At 65.6% G+C, this 14,852-nt stretch carries 16 protein-coding genes; 9 read left to right on the top strand and 7 right to left on the bottom strand.

All coding sequences use genetic code 11. The features are described 5' to 3' along the window. The first annotated feature begins 34 nt into the window (after nucleotides 1-34). Nucleotides 35-751, top strand: coding sequence for an MgtC/SapB family protein (locus NLM33_RS22360; RefSeq protein ID WP_254098775.1), 717 nt, complete (start codon nucleotides 35-37; stop codon nucleotides 749-751). A gap of 95 nt (nucleotides 752-846) precedes the next feature. Then, on the top strand, nucleotides 847-1,182 hold the full coding sequence (locus tag NLM33_RS22355) for a hypothetical protein (RefSeq protein WP_254098773.1): 336 nt from the start codon (nucleotides 847-849) through the stop codon (nucleotides 1,180-1,182). A 264-nt stretch (nucleotides 1,183-1,446) separates the two neighbouring features. Here NLM33_RS22355 and NLM33_RS22350 read toward each other — a convergent pair whose 3' ends face one another. From NLM33_RS22350 to NLM33_RS22325, 6 genes are all read right to left on the bottom strand, one after another. After that, on the bottom strand, nucleotides 1,447-2,889 hold the full coding sequence (locus NLM33_RS22350) for a homospermidine synthase (protein ID WP_254098771.1): 1,443 nt from the start codon (nucleotides 2,887-2,889) through the stop codon (nucleotides 1,447-1,449). Nucleotides 2,890-2,938: 49 nt separating this feature from the next. Continuing rightward, nucleotides 2,939-3,328: a RidA family protein gene (locus tag NLM33_RS22345; RefSeq protein WP_254098769.1), complete on the bottom strand. Its 390-nt coding sequence runs from the start codon at nucleotides 3,326-3,328 to the stop codon at nucleotides 2,939-2,941. A gap of 83 nt (nucleotides 3,329-3,411) precedes the next feature. After that, nucleotides 3,412-3,582 (bottom strand): hypothetical protein, encoded by a 171-nt coding sequence (locus NLM33_RS22340; protein WP_254098767.1) that lies wholly within the window; start codon nucleotides 3,580-3,582, stop codon nucleotides 3,412-3,414. Between the two features lie 15 nt (nucleotides 3,583-3,597). Beyond that, entirely contained in the window at nucleotides 3,598-4,182 is a 585-nt protein-coding gene (locus NLM33_RS22335) for a GNAT family N-acetyltransferase (RefSeq protein WP_254098765.1), read from the bottom strand. 128 nt (nucleotides 4,183-4,310) lie between these two features. Further along, nucleotides 4,311-5,453 carry a type III PLP-dependent enzyme gene (locus tag NLM33_RS22330; protein ID WP_254098763.1) on the bottom strand — a complete coding sequence of 381 codons (1,143 nt, stop codon included), beginning with the start codon at nucleotides 5,451-5,453 and terminating at the stop codon, nucleotides 4,311-4,313. Nucleotides 5,454-6,122: 669 nt separating this feature from the next. Continuing rightward, nucleotides 6,123-6,377, bottom strand: coding sequence for a hypothetical protein (locus tag NLM33_RS22325; protein WP_254098761.1), 255 nt, complete (start codon nucleotides 6,375-6,377; stop codon nucleotides 6,123-6,125). Between the two features lie 135 nt (nucleotides 6,378-6,512). On the opposite strand from NLM33_RS22325, the gene NLM33_RS22320 reads away from it, so the two are divergent. From NLM33_RS22320 to NLM33_RS22310, 3 genes are read left to right on the top strand one after another with little or no spacing between them, the layout of a single operon-like run. Further along, complete coding sequence (locus NLM33_RS22320; RefSeq protein ID WP_254098759.1) at nucleotides 6,513-8,603, top strand: M3 family metallopeptidase; 2,091 nt, start codon at nucleotides 6,513-6,515, stop codon at nucleotides 8,601-8,603. After that, nucleotides 8,603-9,241: a DUF1007 family protein gene (locus NLM33_RS22315; RefSeq protein ID WP_254098757.1), complete on the top strand. Its 639-nt coding sequence runs from the start codon at nucleotides 8,603-8,605 to the stop codon at nucleotides 9,239-9,241. The genes NLM33_RS22320 and NLM33_RS22315 overlap by 1 nt, the downstream gene beginning before the upstream one ends. After that, entirely contained in the window at nucleotides 9,232-10,350 is a 1,119-nt protein-coding gene (locus tag NLM33_RS22310; RefSeq protein WP_254098755.1) for a nickel/cobalt transporter, read from the top strand. The genes NLM33_RS22315 and NLM33_RS22310 overlap by 10 nt, the downstream gene beginning before the upstream one ends. A 165-nt stretch (nucleotides 10,351-10,515) precedes the next feature. Here the strand turns inward: NLM33_RS22310 and NLM33_RS22305 are convergent, their stop codons facing one another. Then, on the bottom strand, nucleotides 10,516-10,914 hold the full coding sequence (locus NLM33_RS22305; RefSeq protein WP_254098753.1) for an MAPEG family protein: 399 nt from the start codon (nucleotides 10,912-10,914) through the stop codon (nucleotides 10,516-10,518). A gap of 169 nt (nucleotides 10,915-11,083) precedes the next feature. Here NLM33_RS22305 and hemH point away from each other — a divergent pair, with 169 nt between their 5' ends. From hemH to NLM33_RS22285, 4 genes are all read left to right on the top strand, one after another. Beyond that, nucleotides 11,084-12,121, top strand: coding sequence for a ferrochelatase (gene hemH, locus NLM33_RS22300; protein ID WP_254098751.1), 1,038 nt, complete (start codon nucleotides 11,084-11,086; stop codon nucleotides 12,119-12,121). Nucleotides 12,122-12,129: 8 nt separating this feature from the next. Then, nucleotides 12,130-13,110: an ABC transporter substrate-binding protein gene (locus tag NLM33_RS22295; protein WP_254098749.1), complete on the top strand. Its 981-nt coding sequence runs from the start codon at nucleotides 12,130-12,132 to the stop codon at nucleotides 13,108-13,110. Between the two features lie 195 nt (nucleotides 13,111-13,305). Continuing rightward, nucleotides 13,306-14,304 (top strand): SPFH domain-containing protein, encoded by a 999-nt coding sequence (locus tag NLM33_RS22290; RefSeq protein WP_254098747.1) that lies wholly within the window; start codon nucleotides 13,306-13,308, stop codon nucleotides 14,302-14,304. A gap of 20 nt (nucleotides 14,305-14,324) precedes the next feature. Then, nucleotides 14,325-14,768 carry an NfeD family protein gene (locus NLM33_RS22285; RefSeq protein WP_027522251.1) on the top strand — a complete coding sequence of 148 codons (444 nt, stop codon included), beginning with the start codon at nucleotides 14,325-14,327 and terminating at the stop codon, nucleotides 14,766-14,768. Nucleotides 14,769-14,852: the final 84 nt, after the last annotated feature.

Raw genomic sequence — 14,852 nt, 5'->3', positions numbered from 1 at the left:
CCCTACCGCATCTCTCAAACGGCGGCGCGAACACATGCGGTTTCTGACGACCTTCCAGCTTGCTGACTTCCTCGACACGCTGATCAGCCTGTTCACGGCCTTCGTGCTGGGAACGCTGATCGGCGCTGAGCGGCAATATCGCCAGCGCACCGCGGGCCTGCGCACCAATGTGCTGGTCGCGGTCGGCGCCGCCGCCTTCGTCGATCTCGCCATGCATCTGACCGGCGCCGATGGCGCGGTGCGGGTGATCTCCTACGTCGTCTCCGGCATCGGCTTCCTCGGTGCCGGCGTCATCATGAAGCAGGGCATGGACGTTCGCGGGCTGAATACCGCGGCGACACTGTGGGCCTCGGCCGCCGTCGGTTCCTGCGCCGGTGCCGACATGGTCGCGCAGGCCGTCGCGCTCACCGTGTTCGTGATCGCCGGCAACACGCTGCTGCGGCCGCTGGTGAACGCAATCAACCGCATCCCGCTGAACGAGAAGGCACTGGAGGCGACCTATTACTTCAAGGTCGCGGTCACGACGGAAGCCTTGCCCGACATGCGCGACCGCATCGTCGACAAGCTCGAGAGCGCGAAATATCCCGTGGCGGATGTCGAGGTCGTCGAGATCGGCGATGACATCCTCGAAATCGTTGCAAAGCTGGTCGCGACCGCCGTCGATCCGAATGAGCTGAACGCCGTGGCGGTCGATATGCAGCGCCAGTCCGGCGTCCGCCACGCCACCTGGGAAGTCAGCACGACGGACTGAACGCAGCGTTCCCGCGGGGTTCCCGAAGGCCATCGCGCGGAACTGCTGTCCGGCCATTTCGTTGCTACTGCGGATGAATTCGCGGGTAGCCCGAGATGGCCGGCAAGCAAGACAAGCTCAGATTTCAACGCGATCTCTTGATCGCCTGCTTCCTGTTCGGGGCGGGCGTCCTGATCTCCGGCCTGTCGTTGGCGCAGATCCGGGCCGAGAGCCAGCAGCACATGGCTCAAGCCACGCAGCCGCTGCAAGGCACGCCGGCGCCGGATGATCAGAGCAAGATACCCGCGCAATCAAAGCCCGGCGGCGACCGCCCCACCACGCCGGCACCTGAGCCCGCGCGGCCTGACCCGCAGACGCAAGGCGCCGCCAAGCCGGCGCTGCCACAAGCGCCAGCCGAGAAGATCGCCCCGCCGATCAAGGAGAAGCAGTAGCGGCTTCCCCATATGCGGTGTCGTCACCCGCGAAGGCGGGTGACCCAGTATTCCAGAGACCGCGCGTGGATACGGAGAGGCCGCGGCGTACTGGATGCCCCGCCGGAGCCTGTCATCGGGCTCGCCGGAGGCGAGGCCCGGTGGCGGGGCATGACGGCGCGCGTGAGTTGGAACGCCCCGCGCCGGCCGTCGCCGGCTACTTTGCATGGGGTTGTTTTCGACATTTTTGATGCCCGCCTTGGCAGGCATCACGCTGACGCGCCTTCAGCGCACCAGGATGTTCCGGAACTGCCAGGGATCGCTCGTATCGATGTCTTCCGGAAACAGTCCCGGACGGTCCGTCAGCGGCGTCCAGTCGGTGTAGAACCCCTTCACCGGGCCGAGATACGGCATCTGGATTTCCAGCAGGCGATCGAAATCCATCTCGTCGGCTTCGACGATGCCTTCGTTCGGGTTTTCCAGCGCCCACACCATGCCGCCAAGCACGGCGGAGGTCACTTGCAGGCCGGTGGCGTTCTGGTAGGGCGCGAGTTTGCGGGTCTCTTCGATGGAGAGCTGCGAGCCGTACCAGTAAGCATTGTTGTCGTGGCCGAACAGCAGTACGCCGAGTTCGTCGATGCCATCGACGATTTCGTTCTCATCGAGGATGTGGTGCTTTTCCTGCATCTTCGCGGCACGGCCGAACATTTCGTGCAGCGACAGCACGGCATCGTCAGCCGGATGATAGGCATAGTGGCAGGTCGGCCGATAGATCGCCGTGCCCGATGCGTCACGCACCGTGAAGTAATCGGAGATCGAAATCGACTCGTTGTGGGTGACGAGGAAGCCATACTGCGCGCCGCGGGTCGGGCACCAGGTGCGCACGCGCGTGTTGGCGCCGGGCTGCATCAGATAGATGGCGGCGCCGCAGCCAGCTTCGTGGGTGCGCGCATTCTCGGGCATCCATTTTTCATGGGTGCCCCAACCGAGTTCGGACGGCTGCACGCCTTCCGACAGGAAACCTTCCACCGACCAGGTGTTGACGAAGACATCAGGCTCTTTCGGCGACTTGGAGCGCTGGGTGTCGCGTTCGGCGATGTGGATGCCCTTGATACCGGCCTGCCGCATCAGGTCCGCCCATTCGGCTTTGGTCTTCGGCTTGGGGGCGTTGAGCTTCAGATCGGCGGCGACATTGAGCAGCGCCTGCTTGACGAAAAAGGAGACCATGCCGGGATTGGCGCCGCAGCAGGAGACGGCCGTCGTCGAGCCCGCCGGGCGCGCCTTCTTGGCAGCCAGCGTCACCTCGCGAAGGGCGTAGTTGGAGCGCGCTTCCGGGCCCTTCGACGAATCGAAATAGAAGCCGAGCCAGGGCTCGTTGACGGTGTCGACATAAAGAGCGCCGAGTTCGTTGCAGAGTTCCATGATGTCGGTAGAGCCGGTATCGACCGAGAGATTGACGCAAAAACCCTGGCCGCCGCCTTCGGTGAGCAGCGGGGTCAGCAAGTCGCGATAATTGTCCTTGGTCACGGCCTTCTGGATGAAGCGGACATTCTGCTTCTCGCAATGCGCCTTGCGGCCCTCGTCCTTGGGATCGATCACGGTGACGCGCGACTTGTCGTAGTCGAGATGCCGCTCGATCATCGGCAACGTGCCTTTGCCGATGGAGCCGAAGCCGACCATGACGATCGGGCCGGTAATCTTCGCGTAGATCGGCGAGGCGGGGCTCATGGGATGGTTTCTCCGGAAAGTACTGGCGGACAAAGGGTGAGGGGGTGGATCAGGCGCTGCGGCGCTTCGCAGTCACTTCGATCTCGACCTTCATCTCGGGCTTGTAGAGCCCGCTGACGATCAGAAGCGTCGCTGCCGGGCGGATCTCGCCGAGGACCTCACCGCAGACGGCGAAATGCGCATCGGCCTCGCTGGGGTCGGTGAGGTAGTAGGTCGCGCGGACGATGTCGGCCATCTCGAATCCGCCCTCCTTCAGGGCGGCCTCGATGGTCTTGAAGCAGTTTCGTGACTGGCTCGTGACATCTGCCGGCATCGTCATGGTCGAGTAGTCGTAGCCGGTGGTGCCGGCGACGAAGGCGAAGTCGCCGTCAATCACGGCGCGGCTGTAGCCGGCGGTCTTCTCGAACGGCGAGCCGGTGGAAATCAGGCGACGGGACATCTGTTCGACCTCGACTGAAAGGGTGTTTCGCGGGGGTTAAAGGGCCTTTCGTGGCCCTGCGCAACCCCCGAGGTGAAGGGAGTTCAGATGGATTGCTGCGTCGTATCTTGCGACGGCGGCGGCGAGCCGCTCCACCGCCGCACCAGGATGTCCCTGACGATCATGATCGCGATCAGGACGAACAGCACCGATGTGATCAGGCTGCGCAGGCGCGGGCGGGCATCGCCGCGGGATGCGGCCGGGGTCTTCGCCATGATGGACGTTCCCCGTCAGGCCGCGCGCGCGTGTGGACGCGCTGCCCGCCGTTTGGGCAGCGCGGCGCCGGTCGCGACGATCATCCCGGCGGCGCCGTCCAGCGCGCCCGCCTCGAATTCGAGGCCGAGCAGCCGCTCGCGCTCGAACGGGCCGGGCAGTGCCAGCTCGCCGGTCTTCTCCGCCGAGAAGCCGAAGCGGGCGTAGTAGGGTGCGTCGCCGAGCAGGATCACGGCGGCATGCCCGCGCGCCCGGGCGGCGGCCAGCGCTTGATGCATCAGCGCGGCGCCGATCCCGAGCTCGCGGCAGGCAGGATCGACCGCGAGCGGTCCGAGGACCAGAGCGGGCCTGCCTCCGGCGCTGACGTGCCACAGCTGCACGGTTCCCACGAGCTTCCCCTCGCGCACTGCAGCCAGCGCAAGGCCGGCTGCAGGGGCGCGTCCGTCGCGCAGGCGCTGGCAGGTGCGGCCATGGCGGTTCTCGCCAAAGCAGGCATCGAGCAGCGCTTCACGCGTCGCGACGTCGGCAGCACGCTCCGCACGGATCACGAACGGAGCGGCTTTTGAAGTGAGGGCGACCTGTGGCTTCCGAAGAGCAGTCATGACACGTCAGTCCTCGCTTGGAGCCGCGGACATGCATCCGCGAGCACAAGCGTCGTCAGAAATCGAAATGTCAGGGAGGGAGCCGGCAAGCCGGCTCCCGGTTCATCAGGCCTCGACGGCGAGGCGGATCAGATGTGATATGTCTTCAGCGGCGGGATGCCGTTGAAGGCCACCGACGAGTAGGTCGACGTATAGGCCCCGGTCCCTTCGATCAGCACCTTGTCGCCGATCTCGAGCGTCACCGGGAGCGGATACGGGCTCTTCTCGTACAGCACGTCGGCGGAATCGCAGGTGGGTCCAGCGAGCACGCACGGCGTCATGTCCGCCCCGTCATGCGGGGTGCGGATGGCGTAGCGGATCGACTCGTCCATGGTCTCGGCGAGACCGCCGAACTTGCCGATGTCCAGATACACCCAGCGCACCTCGTCCTCGTCGCTCTTCTTCGAGATCAGCACGACCTCGGATTCGATCACCCCGGCGTTGCCCACCATGCCGCGGCCCGGCTCGATGATGGTCTCGGGGATCTGGTTGCCGAAGTGCTTGCGCAGCGCACGGAAGATCGACCGGCCGTACGTCACCACCGGCGGCACGTCCTTCAGGTACTTGGTCGGGAAGCCCCCGCCCATGTTGACCATCGAGAGGTTGATGCCGCGCTCGGCGCAGTCGCGGAACACCTGCGAGGCCATCGCCAGCGCACGGTCCCACGCCTTCACCTTGCGCTGCTGCGAGCCGACATGGAAGGAGATGCCGCACGGCTCCAGGCCCAGGCGCTTGGCGAGGTCGAGCACCTCGACCGCCATCTCCGGGTCGCAGCCGAACTTGCGCGACAGCGGCCACTCGGCGCCGGCGCAGTCATAGAGGATGCGGCAGAACACCTTCGCAGCCGGCGCGGCACGGGCGACCTTCTCCACCTCGGCGGCGCAATCGACCGCGAACAGCCGAATGCCGAGCGCAAACGCGCGCGCGATGTCGCGCTCCTTCTTGATCGTGTTGCCGAAGGAGATGCGGTCGGGCGTCGCACCGGCGGCCAAGGCCATCTCGATCTCGGCGACGGTTGCGGTGTCGAAGCAGGAGCCCATGGAGGCAAGCAGCGCCAGCACTTCCGGCGCCGGGTTCGCCTTGACGGCATAGAACACGCGGCTGTCGGGCAGCGCCTTGGCAAAGCTCTGGTAGTTGTCGCGCACGACGTCGAGGTCGACGACGAGGCACGGCTCGGTATCGAGACCTTCGCTGCGGCGGTTGCGCAGAAATTCCCTGATGCGATCGGTCATAGCACCCTCCAAACGGCCCTTTGCGACAAGGCCCCGTTCAAAATGTTCTCGGACGAGGGTGCTTTGCCGCTGCCGCACGATGGAGACGCGACAGGGCCAAGAACCCTAGACCGAATTGTGCTGCCGTGGATTGGTTGGGAATTTTCCCGCCCGCTCACCTGGCAATGAAGGACAAGCCTTTTCAGTAGCCCGCGCCGGCGTTGGAATGCCGGTAGAGACCAAAAAAGCCCGATCCGTCGTTGCTTTAAGTCGCGTCCCCCGTTGAGAGCGGGGTGCGCCGGTTCGCCTCCGGCTGCCAGTCACGGTTGCAAAGAGCGAAGTCACCTTCGACAAGGCATCTCTTTGAGAGAGATGCTGGACGCTTCGGTCTTTCCGCATCTGCCGTCTTGCGGCTTCCGCTTCTTCCGAAGAGCCCCTCGGCTTCTTCACCCCTTGGCGGCTGTCCGGCCTCTTGTCCGGATACCTACCGACTGACACACGACCACAGGCACGTGCGAAATTGGGCAAGAACGCACATAAGCGTTTTGACTCTGCTTCGCAAGAAATTTTTTAGGCTGAGAGCAGAATTGCCTAACGACTGCTTGCGCTGTGCTGCGCGAGCGACGCTGAAGATGAACGGCTGTTAAGTTTGTGCGAGCTCGCGCGCGCCTCTTGCTCGCACGCGTCGCTTCACGCGCGCTTCGTGAACGGCTCGACGCGTTGAGCCGCGCGGATGAACGCGGTCATGACGAGGACGCCGAGTCCGAACAGCACGGCCTGCACGATGTGCGCGCCGGTGTCGTCGAGCCCGAACAGAATCGCGAGTGCCCAGCCGCCGGCAAACGCCGCGCCGAACACCTCGGCGCCAATCAGGATGGCGGCGCTGATGACGGTGATGACGCTCGGCCAGACGATCCGGCGGGAGGAGGAGGCAGGTGCGTTCATGAGCTCTAGGTCCGTGGTCTCGAGGGCCGCAATCTCCCCGAAAAGGGGCCCGGGAGCAAGGCCAAATGGCGCAAAAAAGCCCCATCGCGTGCTATAGCTGGCTACAACAAACCAGCTCAAAAAACGGGACAAGTGATGTCAGAACCCCGCGAAGATACCGGCGCCGCGCCGGCCGAGACCAACCCGCTCCTGAAGGCCTGGGTGACGCCGTTCGCGACCCCGCCGTTCGACGAGATCAGCCCGGAGCACTTCCTCCCGGCCTTCGAGCAGGCCTTCGCCGACCACTCCGCCGAGATCGCAGCGATCGTCCATGATCCGGCAGCCGCCGACTTCGCCAACACCGTCACGGCGCTGGAGCGCTCCGGCAAGCTGCTCAACAAGGTCTCGGCGGTGTTCTACGACCTCGTCTCCGCGCACTCCAATCCGGCGATCCTCGAGATCGACAAGGAGGTCTCCTTGCGGATGGCGCGGCACTGGAATCCGATCATGATGAACGCCGTGCTGTTCGGCCGCATCGCCCAGCTCCATGAGAACCGTGTCGCGCTGAAGCTGACGCCGGAGCAGCTTCGCCTGCTCGAACGCACCTACACCCGCTTCCACCGCGCCGGCGCCGGCCTCTCCGAGGAGGCCAAGGCGCGGATGGCCGAGATCAACGAGAGGCTCGCCCAGCTCGGCACCACCTTCAGCCATCATCTGCTCGGCGACGAGCAGGAATGGTTCATGGAGCTCGGCGAGCACGACCGCCAGGGCCTGCCGGAGAGCTTCGTTGCGTCCGCCAAGGCTGCGGCAGAAGATCGCGGCATGGCCGGCAAGGCCATCGTCACCCTGTCGCGTTCCTCGGTCGAGCCGTTCCTGAAGGGCTCGGCGAGGCGTGACCTGCGCGAGAAGGTCTATAAGGCGTTCACCGCGCGGGGCGACAACGGCAACACCAACGACAACAACGAGACCATCGTCGAGATCCTGAAACTGCGCGAGGAGAGCGCCAAGCTCCTGGGCTACCCGACCTTCGCCGCCTACCGGCTCGAGGACTCCATGGCCAAGACGCCGGATGCGGTGCGGGGCCTCCTGGAGCGTGTCTGGAAGCCGGCCCGCGCCCGCGCACTCGCTGACCGCGACGAGATGCAGGCGCTGATCACGACCGAAGGCGGCAATTTCCAGCTCGCGCCCTGGGACTGGCGCTACTACGCCGAAAAGCTGCGCCTTGAGCGCGCCAATTTCGACGACGCCGCCATCAAGCCATTTTTGACGCTCGATCACATGATCGCGGCGGCGTTCGACTGCGCCACGCGGCTGTTCGGCATCACCTTCGAGGAGCGCAAGGACGTTCCGGCCTGGCATCCGGACGTCCGGGTTTGGGAGGTGAAGGGTCCGGACGGCAAGCACAAGGCGCTGTTCTACGGCGACTACTATGCCCGGCCATCAAAGCGCTCCGGCGCCTGGATGACCTCGCTGCGCGACCAGCAGAAGCTCGACGGCGAGACCGCGCCGCTCGTCATCAATGTCTGCAACTTCGCCAAGGGCGCCGGCGGCGAGCCCTCGCTGCTGTCGCCCGACGATGCCCGCACCCTGTTCCACGAGTTCGGCCACGGCCTGCACGGCATGCTCTCCAACGTGACCTATCCGTCGCTGTCGGGCACCTCCGTGTTCACCGACTTCGTCGAACTGCCCTCCCAGCTCTATGAACATTGGCAGGAGCGGCCCGAGGTGCTGCAGCAGTTCGCCCGCCACTATCAGACCGGCGAGCCGCTGCCCGACGACCTGCTCCAGCGCTTCCTCGCGGCGCGCAAGTTCAACCAGGGCTTTGCCACCGTCGAGTTCGTCTCCTCGGCGCTTCTCGACCTCGAATTCCATACCCAGCCGGCCGCGGCCGCGAGCGACGTGCGGGCCTTCGAGCGACAAGAGCTGGAGAAGATCGGCATGCCCGAGGAGATCGCGATGCGGCACCGGCCCACGCAATTCGGCCATATCTTCTCCGGCGACCACTATGCCGCGGGCTACTACAGCTACATGTGGTCGGAGGTGATGGATGCCGACGCCTTTGGCGCCTTCGAGGAAGCCGGCAACATCTTCGATCCGGCGGTGGCAAAGCGCCTCCACGACGACATCTACTCCACGGGCGGATCGGTCGATCCGGAAGCCGCCTACGAGGCCTTCCGCGGCCGGCCGCCGGAGCCGGATGCGCTCTTGCGCCGCCGCGGCCTGCTCGACGCCGCGAAGGCGGCCTGATGGGCATGCGCGCCCTGTTCGGATGGCTGCTCGCCGCCAGCCTGTCGCTTGCGGCGGGTACGGCTGAGGCACATCCGCATGTCTGGATCACCGCAACCAGCGAGCTGATCTATGCGCCCGACGGCTCGATCACCGGCGTCCGCCACGCCTGGACCTTCGACGACATGTTCTCGGCCTATGCGACCCAGGGGCTCGAGGGCAAGACCAAGGGCAGCTACACGCGCGAGGAACTGGCCCCGCTCGCCCAGACCAACGTCGAGTCGCTGAAGGAATATGCCTACTTCACCTTCGCCAAGGCCGACGGCAAGAAGGAGCGCTTCAACGAGCCGGCCGACTATTTCCTCGACTACAAGGACCAAGTGCTGACCCTGCACTTCACGCTGCCGCTGAAGACGCCGCTGAAGCCGAAGCAGCTCGTGCTGGAGGTGTTCGACCGCTCCTTCTTCATCGACTTCCAGATGGCCAAGGACAACCCGGTCAAGCTGGTCGGCGCGCCCGCCGGCTGCCAGATGAAGCTGGAGCGGCCGAATGACGGCACCGCCAGCGCCCAGAAGCTCAACGAACAGACCTTCATGAATGGCGAGAACTCGAACTTCGGCATGATGTTCGCCAACAAGATCACCGTGGATTGCCCGTGACCTCTCTCCTTCGTTCTCCGCTTGTACGTGCTCTCGGCACCGGCGCGGCCATCCTTGTCGCCGTTTGGGCCGTCGATGCGGCGCTTCATGATCTCCTGGCGCAAAACCCCTTCGGCGGGCCGCGCCCTGCGCCCGAGCCGGAGGCCGGCGGTATCGTCGGCTGGCTGCTGGCCAAGCAATCGGAATTTTACCGCGAGATGTCAGCGACGATCCGCGCCGCGAAATCCGACGGCTCGGCGGTGTGGACGCTGCTTGCCATCTCCTTTGCCTACGGCATCTTCCATGCCGCCGGCCCCGGCCACGGCAAGGCGGTGATCTCCTCCTACCTCGTCGCCAACCAGGAAACGGCACGGCGCGGCATCGTGTTGTCCTTTGCCTCGGCGCTGATGCAGTCGCTGGTCGCGGTCCTCATCGTCGGCATCGCCGCCTGGGCGCTGAACGCGACGGCCAAGACCATGTGCAGCGCCGAGAAGGTGATCGAGATCGCCAGCTACGGCCTGATCGCGGCGTTTGGACTCCGCCTCGTCTGGGTCAAGGGCGGCGCCTTCATCCACGCGCTCCAGGCCTCCCAGCCAGTGCCCGCGATCGCCGGCGTGCCGCATCATCACGATCACGGCCACCATCACCATCATCATGGCGCGCATGATCATGGTCACGACGACCATGACCATCACCACCACGGCCACGCGCATGCCCATGCGCACGACCATGTCCATGACGAGCATTGCGGCCACTCCCACGGCCCCACGCCGAGCGAGCTTGCCGGCCCCGGCGGCTGGCGGCGCGGGCTGGCGGCGATCCTCACCGTCGGCATCCGCCCCTGTTCGGGCGCGATCCTGGTGCTGGTGTTCGCGCTTGCCCAGGGGCTGTTCTGGGCCGGCATCGCCGCGACTTTCCTGATGGGACTCGGCACCGCGATCACGGTCGCGACCATCGCGGTGATCGCCGTCTCCGCCAAGGACGTGGCGCAGCGCCTGAGCGCCGGCCGCGACGGCGGCGGCGCGCTCTTCATGCGCGGCATCGAATTCGCGGCCGCCGGCCTCGTGCTCCTGTTCGGCACCGGCCTGCTGTTCGGCTACCTCGCCGCCGAACGCACGACGTGTTTTTGAGTCAAACTCTCGTGCCCCGGACGCAGCGCAGCGTCTCTTCGACGATGCGCTGCAGAGCCGGGGCCTATCCCTCCGTTCGGCTGCGCGCGGCGACTGGGTCCCGGCTCTGCGCAGCAACGCAAAAAGCGTTGCAGCGCGTCCGGGACACGGGAGCGGTGCAAACCCTCACACCGGCAGAAACCGCTTCAAGGCGGGCATGAAGAAGATCGCTACGTTGATCGCAAAGCCGATGCTCCAGAGGATGGAGCGCAGAGTCGGGCGGTTGCCGAGATAGGTGAAGACGTAGGCGATCCGTACGATCAGGAAGAGCGCGGCGAGCTCGTCGATCAGGCGCTGCGGGGAATCGCGGAATTCGGCGAGCAGCACGGCAATCGCGAAGAACGGGAAGGCCTCGATGCCGTTCTGGTGCGCGCCCAGCGCGCGCTGCGAGATGGCATCCTCATAGAAGGCCGGGTCGCGCGGCTTCGAATTGTCGAAACGACCGAACCTGATCCATTTGATCGAGGCGATCGTCGCGAGATAGAGCAGCAGCGCTCCAAATACGCACCATTCCGCGAGCGTCATGGTTCCTTCCCCCTGAGCATAGTCCGGAAAACTGGGTACCGGTTTTCCGAGAAGGACCATGCTCCCCTAAAAGGCGAGCGCGATGGAGACCCATCGCGCTCGGGTCGTAACCCTAGCGAAGTTGGCCCAATCTTGACAAGTTCGGCCCAACGCGCGAACCCGTTGGGCCATGACGCGCGTTCTCCCGATCGACACATCGAAGGCCAGTGCAGCTCCGGCCGCCTCGCGTGTCGGCGTGCTGCTGGTCAATCTCGGGACGCCTGACACCGCGGATGCCCCGGGCGTGCGCGTCTACCTCAAGGAGTTCCTGAGCGATCCCCGCGTCATCGAGGACCAGGGCCTGGTCTGGCAGTTCGTTCTGAACGGCATCATCCTGCGAAAGCGCCCGCGCACCAAGGCGCTCGACTATCGGAAGATCTGGAACACCGAGAAGAACGAATCGCCGCTGAAGACCATTACCCGCTCGCAGGCCGACAAGCTCGCCGCCGCGCTCGCCGACCGCGCGCATGTCGTGGTGGACTGGGCGATGCGCTACGGCAATCCATCGATCAAGTCCGGCATCGATGCGCTGATCGCGCAAGGCTGCGACCGGATCCTGGCGGTGCCGCTCTATCCGCAATATTCGGCCTCGACCTCGGCGACCGTCTGCGACGAGGTGTTTCGCGTGCTCGCCCGCCTGCGCGCACAGCCGACGCTGCGGGTGACGCCGCCCTACTACGAGGACGAGGCCTATATCGAGGCGCTCGCGGCCTCGATCGAGGCGAGCCTGGCGAGCCTGCCGTTCAAGCCGGAGCTGATCGTCGCCTCCTTCCACGGCATGCCGAAATCCTATGTCGACAAGGGCGATCCTTACCAGAGCCACTGCGTGGCGACGACCGAGGCGCTGCGTCGCCGGCTCGGCATGGACGCCTCAAAGCTGCTGCTCACTTTCCAGTCGCGCTTCGGCAATGACGAATGGCTCCAGCCCTATACGGACGCGACCATGAAGCGCCTGGCGCAGGACGGTGTGCGCCGCATCGCGGTGGTGACGCCGGGCTTCGCCGCCGACTGCCTGGAGACGCTGGAGGAGATCGCGCAGGAGAATGCCGAGATATTCCGGCACAATGGCGGCGAGGCGTTTGCCGCGATCCCCTGCCTCAACGACAGCGAGCCGGGCATGGACGTGATCCGCACCCTGGTGCTGCGCGAGCTGCAAGGCTGGATCTGAGGGGCCCCATGAAGCGGCGCGAGGTTCTGGCACTTCTCGGCGGCGCCGCGCTGCTGCCGCTGCCGGCGGTCGCGCAACCGGCGCCGGCCGCGATGCGCCGGCTCGGCGTGCTCACGGTGACGGCGGCCGATGACGCGATCGGGCAGATGCGCGCGACGATCCTGGCCGATGCGCTCGCAACTCTCGGCTGGAAGGAGCAGGACAATTTGCGAATCGACTGGCGCCATGGCGGCGGCGATCGGGCGCTGATCGCACGGCAGGCCGGCGAGCTTGTTGAGCTTGGTCCCGACATCCTGCTCGCCATCGGCACGCCGTCGGTCGAGGAATTGCGCAACCGCGCCGCGGCAACGCCGATCGTGTTCGCCGTCGTCACCGATCCGGTCGGCCAGGGTTTTGTCAAAGCCCTTTCGCATCCGGGCGGCAATATCACAGGCTTCACCGACTATGACGGGCCGATGGCCGGCAAATGGCTGGAGATGCTGACGCAGATCACGCCGAAGGTCTCCCGCATTGCCGTGGTCTACAATCCCGCCACGGCGCCGTTCGCCGGCCTCATGCTGCACGCGATCGAACACGCGGCGCACGCGCTCGGCGTGCCGGTCGAGCCGGCGCCGATCCATGACGAGGCCTCGATCGCGGCGCTCGCGGCCCGCAAGGGCGAAGGCCTGCTAGTGCTGCCTGATTTCTTCACGCTGGCGAACCGCGCTCGCCTCCAGGCGGCGGTCGCCGAGGCACGCGTTCCTGCGGTCTATTGGAGCCGCACCTTCGTCGACGAGGGGGGCCTGATGTCCTACAGCACCGACAGTGCAGAGCAGGTGCGGCGCGCCGCCGCCTATATCGACCGCATCCTGAAGGGCGCAAGGCCGGCCGATCTTCCGGTGCAAAACCCCACCAAATTCGAGCTTGCGATCAACCTGCGGACAGCAGGAACGCTCGGCGTCACCATCCCGCCGGCGCTGCTTGCCATCGCCGATGAGGTCATCGAATGAGGCGTATCCCCGCTAGGTGAGCGCCACGGCCTTTCAAGGGCCTTCCCGCCAATACTTAATGGCCGTCGTTCCGGCTTCGTGCGTCTTGTGAAATGATCGCGAGAGGCCGACGTAAAGCGTGCCGCTGAACCGGTCGGGACTGGATTCCGACCAATGAACGGCGCGGGAAAAGCCTTTTCCCGCCTTGGAGGAGCTATGAGCGGTTTCGATATTTTTGCAATTGCACTGGTGTTTCTGGTCATCGTCACGCTGCTCGCCGGCGTGAAGACGGTGCCGCAGGGCTACGACTGGACCATCGAGCGGTTCGGCAAATACACCCAGACGCTGTCGCCGGGGCTCAACCTGATCGTGCCGTATTTCGATCGCGTCGGACGTAAGATCAACATGATGGAGCAGGTGATCGACATCCCCGAGCAGGAGGTGATTACCAAGGACAACGCCACGGTGACCGTGGACGGCGTCGCCTTCTTCCAGGTGTTTGACGCTGCGAAGGCGAGCTACGAGGTCGCCAATCTGAACAATGCGATCACCGTGCTGACCATGACCAACATCCGCTCGGTGATGGGCTCGATGGATCTCGACCAGGTGCTGTCGCATCGCGACGAGATCAACGAGCGCCTCCTGCGCGTCGTCGACGCCGCGGTCTCGCCCTGGGGCGTCAAGGTCAACCGCATCGAGATCAAGGACATCGTGCCGCCGGCCGATCTCGTCGAGGCCATGGGCCGGCAGATGAAGGCCGAGCGCGTCAAGCGCGCCGACATTCTGTCCGCCGAAGGCCAGCGCCAGTCCGAGATCCTGCGTGCCGAGGGCGCCAAGCAGGGCCAGATCCTTCAGGCCGAAGGCCGCCGGGAAGCCGCGTTCCGCGACGCCGAAGCGCGCGAGCGTCTGGCGGAGGCGGAGGCCAAGGCGACGTTGATGGTGTCGGATGCGATCGCCAAGGGCGACGTCGCCGCATTGAACTATTTTATTGCCGACAAATATATCAAGGCGTTCGGAGAGTTCGCGGATGCGCCGAACCAGAAGGTGATCATGCTGCCGATGGAAGCCGTGAGTCTGCTCGGTTCGCTGGCCGGCATCGGCGAGATCGCCAAGGCGACGTTCGGCGAGAGCGCGGCGTCCGCAACCGCCGCCGCCCGCCGCGGCTCGGTGCCGCCGGCAGGATCGACGCCGCCGGTAGTGCCGCCGCAGCAATAAGGTAACCCAGAGGTCGTGTCATGACCGACATGTTCGTCACCCTCGGCACCTGGAACTGGCTGATCTTCGGCTTCATCCTGATGGCGCTGGAGGTATTCGCGCCGGGCGTGTTCCTGTTCTGGCTCGGGCTCGCCGCGCTGCTGGTCGGGTTGGTCTCGTTCGTCGCCCATCCCGCCTGGCAGGCGCAGCTCGTGATGTTCGCGCTGTTCGCCGCCGCCGCCGTGCCGCTGTGGCGGCGCCTGGCACGCGGCAGGATCGATACGAGCGCGAGCCCGCATCTGAACAAGCGCACGGAGGCGCTGTTGGGCCGCGAGTTCACGCTGGAGAAGCCAATCATCGATGGAAGCGGCACCGTGCGCATCGGCGACACCGTCTGGCGCGTCGCCGGCCCCGATACGCCGGCCGGCACGCGGGTGAAGGTAGTGCAGGTCGACGGTGCCAACCTGACGGTGGCGGCGGCGTAGCTCCTCTTACCCTCCCCCCTTGTGGGGGAGGGTGGATCGCCGCGTAGCGGCGAGACGGGTGAGGGGTCTCTCTCCGCGACTGAA

The sequence above is a fragment of the Bradyrhizobium sp. CCGUVB1N3 genome (genome assembly GCF_024199925.1).
Lineage (GTDB): Bacteria > Pseudomonadota > Alphaproteobacteria > Rhizobiales > Xanthobacteraceae > Bradyrhizobium.
Note: the sequence above shows the minus strand (reverse complement) of the source record. Positions and strands in the feature narration are given on the sequence as shown.

Excerpts from the sequence above, each read along its gene's own strand:
- NLM33_RS22320 (WP_254098759.1), top strand. The coding sequence starts at position 6,513 with ATGTCAGAACCCCGCGAAGATACCGGCGCCGCGCCGGCCGAGACCAAC.
- NLM33_RS22305 (WP_254098753.1), bottom strand. The coding sequence starts at position 10,914 with ATGACGCTCGCGGAATGGTGCGTATTTGGAGCGCTGCTGCTCTATCTC.
- NLM33_RS22295 (WP_254098749.1), top strand. The coding sequence starts at position 12,130 with ATGAAGCGGCGCGAGGTTCTGGCACTTCTCGGCGGCGCCGCGCTGCTG.
- NLM33_RS22325 (WP_254098761.1), bottom strand. The coding sequence starts at position 6,377 with ATGAACGCACCTGCCTCCTCCTCCCGCCGGATCGTCTGGCCGAGCGTC.
- NLM33_RS22330 (WP_254098763.1), bottom strand. The coding sequence starts at position 5,453 with ATGACCGATCGCATCAGGGAATTTCTGCGCAACCGCCGCAGCGAAGGT.
- NLM33_RS22360 (WP_254098775.1), top strand. The coding sequence starts at position 35 with ATGCGGTTTCTGACGACCTTCCAGCTTGCTGACTTCCTCGACACGCTG.
- NLM33_RS22355 (WP_254098773.1), top strand. The coding sequence starts at position 847 with ATGGCCGGCAAGCAAGACAAGCTCAGATTTCAACGCGATCTCTTGATC.
- NLM33_RS22340 (WP_254098767.1), bottom strand. The coding sequence starts at position 3,582 with ATGGCGAAGACCCCGGCCGCATCCCGCGGCGATGCCCGCCCGCGCCTG.
- NLM33_RS22285 (WP_027522251.1), top strand. The coding sequence starts at position 14,325 with ATGACCGACATGTTCGTCACCCTCGGCACCTGGAACTGGCTGATCTTC.
- NLM33_RS22290 (WP_254098747.1), top strand. The coding sequence starts at position 13,306 with ATGAGCGGTTTCGATATTTTTGCAATTGCACTGGTGTTTCTGGTCATC.
- NLM33_RS22350 (WP_254098771.1), bottom strand. The coding sequence starts at position 2,889 with ATGAGCCCCGCCTCGCCGATCTACGCGAAGATTACCGGCCCGATCGTC.
- NLM33_RS22315 (WP_254098757.1), top strand. The coding sequence starts at position 8,603 with ATGGGCATGCGCGCCCTGTTCGGATGGCTGCTCGCCGCCAGCCTGTCG.
- NLM33_RS22335 (WP_254098765.1), bottom strand. The coding sequence starts at position 4,182 with ATGACTGCTCTTCGGAAGCCACAGGTCGCCCTCACTTCAAAAGCCGCT.
- hemH (WP_254098751.1), top strand. The coding sequence starts at position 11,084 with ATGACGCGCGTTCTCCCGATCGACACATCGAAGGCCAGTGCAGCTCCG.
- NLM33_RS22345 (WP_254098769.1), bottom strand. The coding sequence starts at position 3,328 with ATGTCCCGTCGCCTGATTTCCACCGGCTCGCCGTTCGAGAAGACCGCC.